The organism is Eubacterium callanderi (assembly GCF_900142645.1).
GTDB classification, from domain to species: Bacteria; Bacillota; Clostridia; order Eubacteriales; family Eubacteriaceae; genus Eubacterium; species Eubacterium callanderi.
Genome location: NZ_FRBP01000001.1, coordinates 295,333 through 306,444, shown reverse-complemented (window position 1 = coordinate 306,444; position 11,112 = coordinate 295,333). Strand labels below are relative to the sequence as shown.

The following is an 11,112-nucleotide window of genomic DNA, read 5'->3' as shown; positions in this document are numbered from 1 at the left end:
ACAGGAAAAATGACAATCGAAACACTTTCGCAGTATGCAGGATGGGTGATGGGGATATGTGCTTGCTTTATGTTTTTCTACAAGCCAGCGCGCCAATGGCTATATAACAAGCTCATCCATCCAGATAAGCAGCAGGACAAGCAAATAAACATGTTAAATGACCGGATCGGGGACGTGGAGAGCTGGCAGCGCAAGCAGCAGCACGACATTGATGTAAGCGCCATGGAACGCTATATTCTAATGCGTTCTATGCGGTCTTGCCTTGAAGCCGTATCCGGGAAAAGGAACAATGGAAACGTGGACGAATCTATTGACGAGATTAACGAGTTTCTCGCTGAGCAGGCCCATAAAACAAAAAGTCGAATGAATCCATAGAGAGGAGAGAAGGAAAAAAATGAAGATCAACCCAGAAAATTTAAGTCTATATGCTAAGCCATTGGCCCGTCTGTTTATTTTGGTTTTAACCTTAATTAACCAGTTCTGCACAATGGCCGGTTATCCGCTTATTCCAATCGAAAATGAAGCCATCAACGATTTTGTAACTGGTGCATTAACGCTTATATCCGTATTTTGGTGCTATTGGAAAAACAATAGCTTTACCGCCACAGCAGTGGCCGCCGATAACCTTAAAACGGCCATAAAGGGGCTTGCAACAAAGAAATTATACGATTTATTAGAAATTATTGAAGATGAAAACAAGGAGGAAAAATAAAATGGCAATCGAATTATACAGCAATATTAGTATTCAGCAGGCGTTGGCGTGGTTATATGGGAAGGATGCTTTAGGGCCTTGCGGATACGATGGAGATTTAGGCGAACCCGGAAGTGATAGCTACTGCCGGCAACTGATCCGGCGCTTTGAAGCAGAATACGGATTAGCAGTAGATGGCGGTGTATGGGGCTGGGACTGCCAGCGCAAAATAGCGGAAGTCCTTACAAATGGCGTACAGCTCACCCCGCACTTTAATAGTGCTGAGCTGGGGTGTGGGATCGCGGTAAGCGACAACGACGATCCGGCGATTCATTCCACAAACTGCCTGCACTTTCCGGAAATGATAAACCATACGGCCTTAAACTGTTTAGAGGCCACTCGATGTGATTTAGGTTCTGGTATTCAGGTAACGTCTGGTGTTCGCTGCCCAGATTATAACGCAAATTTGTCAGGGAGTTCTTCAGAATCACAACATATGTTAGGTAGGGCATTTGACTGTAACGCTATGGGAGCTTGCAGTTTAGAGGAGCTGTTAGAGATCGGATTAAGAAACGGTTTTACGTGGGGATATGTTGGGAACGGGTACGTGCATTTGCAGTACACCGGTGAAGGTTATTAAGAATTTCGACCAGCTTTTGGGCTGGTCTTTTTTGGATTTTGCATATTATGGTAATCCTTGTTATAATAAAATTATGAAAATAAAGAAAAATGAGTTGCTTGATCCCGTTTTGGTTGAAAAATTTAATGAAAATTTTAATAAGTACCATCAACGTTATAGACTTAAATCTGTTTTAGCCAAAGAAAATGGTGAGTACAAAGCAAATTGCATTTACTCAGCAGTTGTTTGGATTAGAGAGGTTGTTAAAGAGTTGAACCGACTTTATAATAAAAAGAAAGAAAGAAATTTATCGGAACTTTTAGTTCTATTTGGTCTAATTGATATTTTAGTAGAGGCTACCGATCAAATTTATAGAGTACTTTATAATACTACAAATAACAAAGATGATGGAACGATGTCATGCTTCAAAGATTTACCCGACATTTATAAAGGATTAAGTGATTATAAGTATTTTAAAGAATTGCGGGCCTTCTTTTCAGCGCATCCGATAAATATAAACACACTAAGTGATGAAAATTATAGTAAACGCTACGCGGATATACCATTGCCATGGGGAGGTATAGCTTCTTGTTTTTATAAAGAAGGGGTAAGAGGTGACTATGATATTCGTTTATGGACTCCAACGAGGGATGATAAAGATACAATTCATTGCGTACTTAGAGAAAATGAACTTTTTGAGTTTGCACAAAAACGTTATTTATTATTAAATGACTATATTGATAGAGTGAAGAAAATTGCAAATAAAAAGCATGAAAATAATTGAGGGTCTTATATAAATAAAGATGAAAAAGACCGGAAACTTTGTCTGTAAAAGAGATATTGTATTTTGTTTATTGCACTTCTAGCATGCCTTTTCTTCAAAGATAAATTTAAACCTATTGTTAATAAACAATTAGAAGATGCCAGCCAGCAGGTTGGCATCTTTTGTACCTAAAATATACATTGAAATTGTATATTTATGTTGCCCTATTTTTTGCCCTTTATAAATAGAAATAAATAAAAAAAATTAAAATAAATGTAAGAAAAAAATAAGTATATAAACAAATATCAATAGTTGCAAAACTGTAACATTCTTTTTTCAAATCGAGAGGGTTTTGAAACATTCAGGTGATAAGATTAAGTCAGCAAATAAAGGAGACAGAAAATGGAGATCTTAAAAACAACGGATTTGAAAAAGCATTATGGCAGCGGCGAGAGTATGGTAAAGGCACTGGATGGTGTGTCCTTATCGGTTGAAAAAGGAAAGTTCACAGCCATTGTGGGAACCTCCGGAAGTGGAAAGTCAACACTTCTGCATATGTTGGGAGGGCTGGACAAACCGACCTCCGGCAGTGTAAAGGTAGGCGGCAAAGAGCTGTCAGATATGAACGACGAGCAGCTGACAATTTTCAGAAGACGCCAGATTGGCTTCATTTTCCAGAACTACAATCTGGTGCCCATCCTTAATGTGTACGAAAATATTGTACTGCCCATTGAACTGGATGGTAATACAGCAGATAAACGGTTTGTGGGTGGCATTGTCAAAATGCTTGGACTTAAGGAAAAGCTGACAAGCCTGCCAGGGAACCTGTCAGGCGGACAGCAGCAGCGTGTCGCCATCGCCAGAGCGCTGGCGACAAAGCCGGCGATTATTCTGGCGGACGAGCCTACCGGAAATCTGGACAGCCGGACCAGCCAGGATGTACTGAGCCTTTTAAAGGCAACCAGTGCTCGTTTTAACCAGACCATTGTCATGATTACGCACAATGAAGAGATTGCCCAGCTGGCGGATGAGGTTATCCGTATTGAGGACGGCAAGATCGTAAACGGCAGGTAATGACAATGCATTACGAGAAAAACAATAACGGAAAAGTTATCGGAAAGCTTGCCAGGGACAGTATTAAAACGAGCAAGATGCGCAATGCCTTCATTGCTGTCACCATTATTTTATCGGTAAGCCTCCTGATGGTTATGAGCCTGTTCACCGTTGAGATGAAAGAAGCAGATAAGCGTGCCATGGCCAGAGCACAGCATGTGATTTACTATAATCTGACAGATGACCAGCTGCATCGTCTGTCACAGGATTCCCGTGTTTCCTATCTGACCCTCGGCAAAAGGGGACAGGCAGTAGAGATTGACAATTATAAGCTGGCACCTGTCTATGCGGATGGCAACTCCATGGAAATTAAGACAATGAATCTGCTGGACGGAAAGCTGCCAGTACAGGAAAATGAAGTGCTGGTCTCAAGAGCGTATCTGGAACAGATCGGAAAACCGACAGAGCTTGGAACAGAATTTACCGTAACCTTTCTGGACGGAACAACGGAAAGCTTTAAGGTCAGCGGTTTTGTGGAGGGTGCGAAGGGAAGCAAGCAGTACACCATGGTTTTTTCAAAGGCCTATGCTGAAAATGGCTCACAGATGAGGGATATTCCCTATGAGGCCTATGTACGGCTTTCAGGGGCAGAGAAGATGGGCAAGGAAGAATGTAAAGCGGTGATTTATTCAGTCGGCGGTGACGCGGGAATACTGCGGGAGGACATGAATCCAAACGATCATTTTCTGGATACTCTGACAGCAGATACTCAGGAAATCGCTCTGGCTGCGTGTGTGGGAGTCGTTGTGCTGCTTGCCAGTGTTCTGGTTATCTACGGTGTTTTCTATATATCGGTGGTTGGCCGGATACGCCAGTATGGACAGCTGCGAACCATTGGTATGACCAAAAAACAGGTGCGGCGGCTGGTTACCCGCGAAGGTATCTATCTCTTTGCCGTATCGGCTCCGGTGGGGGTTATTATCGGCAGCGTTATTGCCTATTTTCTGAAGCCTGACGGATGGAGCTTTTTAAATACTCTGCTGGTAGCGCTGCTGGTGCTCGTGATTGACCTGATCACTGTTTTGATCTCCGTTCGGAAGCCTGCCTCGATTGCAGCGTCGATTTCGCCCATTGAGGCTTCGAAATATTCGGTTTACTCCGGCGGCAGGAAAAAGAAAACCAAAAAGGTACACAGGAGAATCAGCCCGCTGCATCTCGCGGCCATGAACTCGGCCAGAAACCGGAAAAAAGTTCTTATGACAGTTCTCTCGCTGGGGATCGGCGGCGTTTTATTTATGGCAGCGGCGACCTTTGTCAATTCCTTTGATAAAGAAATGTATTCACGTCAGGGCGATTTTGCAGATTCGGAATATATCGTTTCTTTTTCGGGAAACGCTCTGGAGCTCTCAGAGTACGGTATGGCAGGCCTACAGAAGAATTCCCCCTTTACCGAAGCGCTTGAAAGCCAGATTTTGTTCATCCCCGGAGTAGATGGTATCCGCAGTAACCAGGCGACCTCTGTTGAATTTGATTATCCTAAAAAGGATCTCGTCCATGTTGAGGATAACATTTCCCCATTTACCAGAGCGCAGGCTCAGGAGCTTGAAAAATATCTGGAGGATGGGAGCCTGGATTATGACGCAATGTTGAAGGGAGAGACCATTCTGCTTCAGGCTAACTCTGTGGTGCAGGAAATTTATGGCTGGCGTTTTGAGGTTGGCGATACGTTAACCCTCTATTTTTACAATGGCGATACCGTGATACCCAAAGAGGTGAAAATAGCAGGTATGGTCAGTACAGACTATCCAAAGCCCATCAGCGGATGGTTTATGATGCCTCAGGAGGTGATCCAGTCCATTGTGCCTTTTAATCTTGATAAAGATTTTATTGTTTCGACAGAGCCTTCTATGGAACTTGCCGTTGAAGAGCCGCTGCGGGCTTTGGTAGACAGCAATCCAAATCTTGTGCTGTCAACGCTTCAGGAGCAGAGAGAACAGGATGCAGGAAGCATTGCGACCCTCTCAGCCACTGCGCTGGGTCTGGCGTTGTTTATCATCGCCTTTAGTATGATCAATCTTGTCAATACGCTGATTACCAATATCCTGTCTAAAAAGCAGGAACTGGCCATGCTGGAATCCATTGGTATGAGCCGCAGGCAGATCCGTCAGATGGTACTTGGCGAGGGGATGCTTCTGGCCGCGGGAAATCTGCTCATTACATTGACCATAGGCACCGCAGCAGGCTATCTGATCTGCTGGGCCTTCGGAAAACTCGGTGTTCACTATATGATCTACCAGTTCCCGGTTTTCTATGTGCTGGCCTACGCGGTAATCCTGCTCCTGGTACCATACCTTATCTCAAAAATTGCACTCCGCAGCTTTGAAAAGGAAACACTGGTCGAACGATTGAGAGAAGCAGAATAAATAATTGAAACATCTGGATAGCAGTTTTATATCCAGATGTTTTTATTTTGGAGAAAAATAATAATTTTTCCTGAAAAAATGCCAAAGAACAAAATTTTATCTTGCATTAATGCGGAACTGTGCTATAATACTATTAAATTCCAGGTGGAATACTAGGAATTGAGAAGGAGGTGCTGAAGTGAGACTCTCCACAAAGGGCCGGTACGGTGTACTGGCCATGTATGAGCTGGCGTGCCGATATGGCAATGGGCCAGTATCAATTAAAGAGATAGCAGAAAAACAGAATTTTTCAGACTCCTATATGGAGCAGCTTTTTTCAACCCTTAAAAAGGCGGGACTAATCGTCAGTTTAAGAGGCGCGAAGGGTGGGTACATTCTTTCAAGAGAGCCCAGGGACATCAGTGTTGGTGAGATTATCCGCGCGCTGGAAGGGCCTATTGAGCTGGCCGACTGCGTCGGCGGCCCTGAGGGCTATGTCTGCCGAAAGTCGGGAGAATGTGTCACCAGAGGACTCTGGATGGAAATCAGAGACAGCATTAATAACATCATAGATAACCGGTCTTTACAAGACTTAATGGATAATTGAAAGAGAGGCTTTTTATGAAAAGAATCTATTTAGATAACGCGGCAACAACAGCCGTTGACGAAGCAGTTTTGGCAGAAATGCTGCCATATTTTACAGAAAAATACGGAAACCCATCCTCTATTTACCAGGAGGGCCGGGAAGCCAAGCGCGGTGTGGAAGCTGCCAGATTACAGCTTGCCCAGGCCATTAACGCAGACCCGAAAGAAATTTACTTTACAGCCGGTGGCTCCGAATCGGACAACTGGGCCGTTAAGGGTGTGGCTTTAAAAAACAGGAAAAAGGGAAACCACATTATAACCACAGAAATCGAGCACCACGCAGTGCTCCACACCTGTGAATATCTTGAGAAGGAAGGTTTTGAGGTCACCTACCTTCCGGTTGACAAGGACGGGCTTATTTCACTGGACGATCTCAAGAATGCCATCAAGGATGAAACCATTCTGGTTTCAGTCATGTTTGCCAACAACGAGATCGGCACCATTGAACCCATTAAAGAAATAGGAGAAATCGTCAAGGCCAAGGGCATCATCTTCCATACAGATGCAGTACAGGCCTTCGGCAATGTTCCCATTGACGTAAAAGACCTGAATGTGGATTTGCTGTCCCTTTCCAGCCATAAAATCTATGGACCCAAGGGAATTGGTGCCTTATATATCCGCAAGGGTGTACCCATTGATAACCTGATCCACGGCGGCGCACAGGAAAGAAGACGCCGCGCCGGCACAGAAAATACCGCATCCATTGTTGGTTTTGGAAAGGCTGCGGAAATGGCCGCAAATGATCTGGAAGCCAACACAGCCCATTTACAGGAGCTCAGAGATGCGCTGATCAAGGGTGTAATGGAAAAAATCCCGCAGGTGCGTTTGAACGGTCATCCGACAAAGCGCCTCCCAGGGAATGCAAACTTCTGCTTTGACTATATCGAAGGGGAATCCATTCTCTTAAGCCTTGACCTTGTTGGCGTTGCGGGCTCCAGCGGATCGGCCTGTACCTCTGGATCACTGGATCCGTCGCATGTACTGCTGGCCATTGGCCTGCCTGCCGGGATTGCCCACGGCTCTCTGAGACTGACCATTGGCAAGCATACTACTATGGAAGATATTGAATACGTCGTTGACAATCTTGTCGATATTATCGAACGGCTGAGAAAAATGTCGCCCATCGACGCCAACAGCCCGATTGACGACGCTGTTTATGACCACGACCACCACCATCATCACTGAGAATGGTGAAAAACAACGGATAAAATAAAGGAGAATAAAATCATGATGGAATATACAGATAAAGTAATGGAAAACTTCCAAAACCCTAAAAACGTGGGCGAAATGGAAGACGCTAACGGAATCGGCCAGGTAGGCAGTCCCGCCTGCGGCGATATTATGAAAATGTATTTAAAAATAAGTGATGACGGCATTGTTGAGGATGCCAGTTTCAAGACCTTTGGCTGCGGTGCTGCCATTGCGACCAGCAGTATGGCCACAGAAATGATTAAGGGTAAAACCCTTGAAGAAGCCGCTGCTCTGAAAAACTCAGAAGTAGTGGAAGCTCTCGGAGGACTTCCGACTGAAAAAATCCACTGCTCTGTTTTAGCAGCCGAAGCCATTCAGGCAGCCATTGAGGATTACAAATCAAAGCACAATGCATAAACCTGTGATCAGAAACGCTTTTCAATCATGAAAGGCGTTTTTTTATTTATGAGGAATCCTTTTGTTGGCAGGACTTTAAAAAAGGGTATTAAAAAATAAGCAACTCGTAATGACACAAGATTCAGTAAAAGAAAGAGGGCGAGATAGTGGAGATGAATCGAAAAACAAAGCAGGCCATAATCGGGATGATTGTCCTGGCACTGGTTTTATGGGCAGGGCTTAAGAATATTGATGCGGTGTGGGGGATGTTTCTAGGAATTATAAGCCTGGTCTCACCTTTTATAATTGGCGCCGGCATTGCCTTTGTCCTAAATATCCCCATGAGCCTGATGGAAAGGCGGCTGTTTACAAAAAGGTGGCTAAAGGGAAAGCGGGTCCAAAGGCTGCGGAGGCCTCTGAGTATTCTGGCGGCGTTTTTAATTCTTATCGGTATTATGGCCCTGGTCGTTTTTCTTGTGCTTCCAGAGCTGGTAAACGCTGTTTTACTTTTTGCCAGAAGCTTTCCGTCGGTTCTTGAGAGCTTTCAGAGCTGGGCGTCACGTATTCTCGGCGAGCACTCGGAAGCTTCTGTCTTTATACAAAAGCTGGATACCGGAGGACTTGAAAGCCTGAACTGGGATATGCTCAGCAAAAACCTGTTTTCCTTTTTCAGGGGCGGCGCTGCGGGATTTTTAAACACAACGCTGAACGTTGCAGCCTCGGTAGCAGGCGGCGTTTTTCATACGGTGATCGGCCTTGTGGTGGCGGTTTACCTTTTGTTCCAGAAAGAAAGGCTGGGGCTTCAAACCAGAAAGCTTTTGTACGCCTACCTGCCAGAAAAGCGTGTTGACCGGCTTTTGGAAATTGCCAGCCTCACCCAGGAGACTTTCAGTCATTTTGTTTCAGGCCAGTGTATCGAGGCTTTGATTTTAACCGTTATTTATACCATCATACTGTCAATTTTGCAGATGCCCTATGCTCTGACCATTGCGGTATTGATCGGCCTGTTTTCGCTGATCCCTGTCTTTGGGGCCATTGTGGCCTGCTGTCTGGGAGCGTTTCTCATTTTGACTCTGAGCCCGGTCAAAGCATTGATTTTTGTGGTCGCCTGCTTCATCGTACAGCATGTCGAGGGGAATCTGATCTATCCGCATGTAGTGGGCAGCTCCATTGGATTGTCTCCGCTTTGGATTCTGGCCGCGGTCACCATTGGCGGAGGTGCTTTCGGCATTCTGGGCATCATTGTGATGATCCCGCTCTTTTCAGTGCTCTATACACTGACCGGCGAAACGGTCAACCGCCGTCTGAGCCAGAGACACGTAGACCCGCAAAAGCTTTTGAAGAAAGAAGAGTGACCTGCCGATTTGAAGAATTCTTGAGTATTCTTTCAAGACACTGTGTAAGCGGATGTGCTATAATAAAGCCATCAACAGAAATATTAAGTTTATGTAGAAAGGTGAAAAGATGAAAGCCAGTAATTTATTAAACACCCAGGTGTTTTTTGAAAACGACACACGGCTACGGGGGCTTGTGCGCGACATAAGAGTCCGTGACCATAAAATTGACTGCCTGGTTCTCTCGGAGGGCGGCCTGTTCAGCAAAGCCCAGATTATTTTTCCTTCGGATATCATCGAGGTGGATTATGACCACGTAACACTTGGCGGAGATAAGGCCATCACCAAGCTCTCCGCAAAGGAAATGAAAGCGCGGCTGGAGGAGAGCTACTCCCTTGTGAACACACCGGTAAAGGATGTGGATGGCAAGCGTTTTGCCAAGGTAGCGGACGCAACGGTTTCAAAGGATTTTAAGGTTCAGGAATACGATTTGTCCCGCAGTTTTTTTGACGATCTTGACTACGGCTACAGCCTTGTGGATGCCGAACGCATGGAATACCGCGATAAAAGTTTGAATTATGACAAGGATATGCTGGAGATGGAACAGACACACCGTGAGGGCGGTATCCTAGAAAAGGTTTTGGGGGAGGAACATCATGAAAATATCACCGGATAAAAAACGCATTTTGATTGTCAATACCATTGTAGTCCTGATCTGTATCCTCTTCGCAATATTTTTGTGGCCCACCTTTTCGGGGATGTTCATGCCATTTTTTATCGCCATTATTTTGGCCTATCTCCTAAACCCTCTGGTTAAAATTTTTGAACGCCGTGGCTTTGGACGCGGACTCTCTGTCCTTTTTGTCTGTGTCATCGTCCTTTTGATTTTGTTCGGTGTTTTTATGAGCTTTGTACCCAGCCTGATCAGCAACATTGCGCAGATGGTGACAAACATTCCATCAATGCTCCAGGATTTGCAGAATTACAGCGGGCAGATTTCCGAATTTATCCAAAAATACAATGATTCGGACATGTCGAAGTATTTTAATCTTGAGCAGAGCCTGTCCCAGGTGGCCGGAATGTTTGGCGGCATGCTGCAGGGACTGTCGAACGCCATTATCGCCAACAGCGGGCAGCTGATGAACATTATTATCGTGCCGCTGGTCACCATTTTCCTTTTACTGGACAAAGAGCTGTTTACCCAGTCTCTTATGTACCTGGTACCCATTGACGCCAGAAATCAGGTAAAAAAAATGTTTTATGACATCGACATGGTTATCGGCGGCTTTATCCGCGGGCAGGGGCTCATGTCCATTATCGCCGGGATTCTGACCGGAGTGGGCGCTTACTTTATGGGGCTGCCCTACGCGCCGGTTATCGGTGTGATTGCAGGCGTTACGACCATGATCCCTTATTTTGGCCCGGCAGTGGGCATGGTCGTCATCTGCATTATGGCGCTGCTGTCAAGCCCGATACAGATGGTTTATATCCTGATCTGGATGGCCATTGTCCAGGTGGTATGCGGCAATCTGCTTGCGCCGGCACTTATGTCTGGCAACGTTGGCCTGCATCCGGTCATCATTATTTTTTCCATTTTTTTCTTCGGCGCCATGTTTGGCGGCCTGGGCATGATCCTGGCAGTGCCGATCATGGGGACCGTCAAAGTCGTCATGAAGTATTTAATCGCGGGGTTTGCGTCCTCCAAGGGCGAAATGCTCAGGTAAAAGGATGTTAAAAGCAATTCGTAATAAGACTTGACAAAAGCGAAAACATTACATATAATTTGAATGTTAGGTAAATATGAATGCAATGAGAATGACAACCTTATGACAGACCATTCAGAGAGGGGACGGCTGGTGCGAGTTTCCATGGAAGTGATAAGGCCGCCCCATTTGAGCAGCGGTTCTGAAATCAGAAGAGTGTAAGAACCGACGGCTGACAGACCGTTATCTGTTTGAGTGAGCAAAGCGCTGCTTTGCTAATTTGGGTGGTACCGCGGAAAACAACTTCGTCCCTGT

The 11,112-nt window shown here is 45.3% G+C and carries 12 protein-coding genes and 1 other annotated feature (1 of these 13 only partly in view); all 12 genes read left to right on the top strand.

What is annotated here, in order from left to right:
• Nucleotides 1-9: 9 nt before the first annotated feature.
• The 12 genes from BUC22_RS01500 (at nt 10) to BUC22_RS01445 (ending at nt 10,818) form a co-directional block, all read left to right on the top strand.
• Nucleotides 10-375, top strand: coding sequence for a hypothetical protein (locus BUC22_RS01500; RefSeq protein WP_073381984.1), 366 nt, complete (start codon nt 10-12; stop codon nt 373-375).
• 19 nt (nt 376-394) lie between these two features.
• Nucleotides 395-712 carry a phage holin gene (locus BUC22_RS01495; protein WP_073381983.1) on the top strand — a complete coding sequence of 106 codons (318 nt, stop codon included), beginning with the start codon at nt 395-397 and terminating at the stop codon, nt 710-712.
• 1 nt (nt 713) lies between these two features.
• Nucleotides 714-1,331, top strand: coding sequence for a D-Ala-D-Ala carboxypeptidase family metallohydrolase (locus BUC22_RS01490; RefSeq protein ID WP_073381980.1), 618 nt, complete (start codon nt 714-716; stop codon nt 1,329-1,331).
• 31 nt (nt 1,332-1,362) lie between these two features.
• On the top strand, nt 1,363-2,094 hold the full coding sequence (locus BUC22_RS01485) for a hypothetical protein (RefSeq protein WP_143163920.1): 732 nt from the start codon (nt 1,363-1,365) through the stop codon (nt 2,092-2,094).
• Nucleotides 2,095-2,475: 381 nt separating this feature from the next.
• Nucleotides 2,476-3,147, top strand: a complete 672-nt coding sequence (locus BUC22_RS01480) for an ABC transporter ATP-binding protein (RefSeq protein ID WP_073381976.1) — start codon at nt 2,476-2,478, stop codon at nt 3,145-3,147.
• Between the two features lie 5 nt (nt 3,148-3,152).
• Entirely contained in the window at nt 3,153-5,549 is a 2,397-nt protein-coding gene (locus BUC22_RS01475) for an ABC transporter permease (RefSeq protein WP_159435592.1), read from the top strand.
• Nucleotides 5,550-5,727: 178 nt separating this feature from the next.
• The gene (locus BUC22_RS01470; RefSeq protein ID WP_013382011.1) at nt 5,728-6,135 is read left to right on the top strand and encodes an RrF2 family transcriptional regulator; all 408 of its coding nucleotides are present in this window, start codon (nt 5,728-5,730) and stop codon (nt 6,133-6,135) included.
• A 14-nt stretch (nt 6,136-6,149) separates the two neighbouring features.
• The gene (nifS, locus tag BUC22_RS01465) at nt 6,150-7,358 is read left to right on the top strand and encodes a cysteine desulfurase NifS (protein ID WP_073381972.1); all 1,209 of its coding nucleotides are present in this window, start codon (nt 6,150-6,152) and stop codon (nt 7,356-7,358) included.
• A gap of 45 nt (nt 7,359-7,403) precedes the next feature.
• Entirely contained in the window at nt 7,404-7,781 is a 378-nt protein-coding gene (gene nifU, locus BUC22_RS01460; RefSeq protein WP_041690419.1) for a Fe-S cluster assembly scaffold protein NifU, read from the top strand.
• A 152-nt stretch (nt 7,782-7,933) separates the two neighbouring features.
• Complete coding sequence (locus BUC22_RS01455) at nt 7,934-9,115, top strand: AI-2E family transporter (RefSeq protein ID WP_242946551.1); 1,182 nt, start codon at nt 7,934-7,936, stop codon at nt 9,113-9,115.
• 109 nt (nt 9,116-9,224) lie between these two features.
• A complete protein-coding gene (locus tag BUC22_RS01450) occupies nt 9,225-9,770 on the top strand; it encodes a hypothetical protein (protein ID WP_013382007.1) in 546 nt (181 codons plus the stop codon).
• The gene (locus BUC22_RS01445) at nt 9,751-10,818 is read left to right on the top strand and encodes an AI-2E family transporter (protein ID WP_013382006.1); all 1,068 of its coding nucleotides are present in this window, start codon (nt 9,751-9,753) and stop codon (nt 10,816-10,818) included. Before BUC22_RS01450 ends, BUC22_RS01445 begins: the two co-directional genes overlap by 20 nt.
• Nucleotides 10,819-10,894: 76 nt before the next feature.
• Nucleotides 10,895-11,112: a binding site (T-box leader), on the top strand; it runs 1 nt beyond the window's last position.